The following is a 718-nucleotide window of genomic DNA, read 5'->3' on the forward strand; positions in this document are numbered from 1 at the left end:
CGGCGATGAGCAGGTGTTTGGCGGCGTCGAGGATGGCCGACCTGACCACGCTCTGGCCTTCCTGCTGGGCTTGCCGGTACGCGGTGACCGCCATGTGAGTAACACCGTTTCTTGTAGGTAACGCTGTTACCGTCTTTTCTACGCCTCCCCCCGCCCGCCGTCAACGCCCTTCAGAGGACTAAGGGGGGCCGCGCGGGTTAGAGGTCGGGCGTGACGGAGACGAGCCGAGCGCGGGTCACGGTCGTGGTGGCCGCCAGGGACCGGGTCCGTACGCTGGCCCGGTCGCTCCCCCGCCACCCGCGGCCGGTCATCCTCGTCGACAACGGCTCCTCCGACGGGACCGCCGGGTTCGTCCGCAAGCACTTCCCCGACGTCCAGGTGGTCGAGGCGGGCGCCAACCTCGGCGCGCCCGCCCGCAACCTCGGCGTACGCCTGGCCGGGACCCCGTACGTGGCCTTCGCCGACGACGACTCCTGGTGGGCGCCCGGGGCGCTGGACCGGGCGGCCGACGTGCTGGACGCCCACCCCCGCCTGGCGGTCCTGGGCGCGCGTGTGCTGGTGGGGCCCGAGGAGCGGCCGGACCCGGTGTCGGAGGCGATGCGGGACTCCCCGCTCGGCGTCGAGGACGGCCTGCCGGGGCCGAGCGTGCTGAGCTTCCTGGCCCGTGGAGCCGTGGTACGCAGGGAGGCGTTCCTGGAGGCGGGCGGATTCGACGACG

At 73.1% G+C, this 718-nt stretch carries 1 protein-coding gene; it reads left to right on the forward strand.

The features are described from left to right. Nucleotides 1–210 precede the first annotated feature (210 nt). On the forward strand, nucleotides 211–718 hold a 508-nt coding region (locus DMH01_RS42390), incomplete at its 3' end, for a glycosyltransferase (RefSeq protein ID WP_199745852.1).

This window comes from Amycolatopsis sp. WAC 04182, from assembly GCF_003947465.1.
Lineage (GTDB): Bacteria > Actinomycetota > Actinomycetes > Mycobacteriales > Pseudonocardiaceae > Amycolatopsis.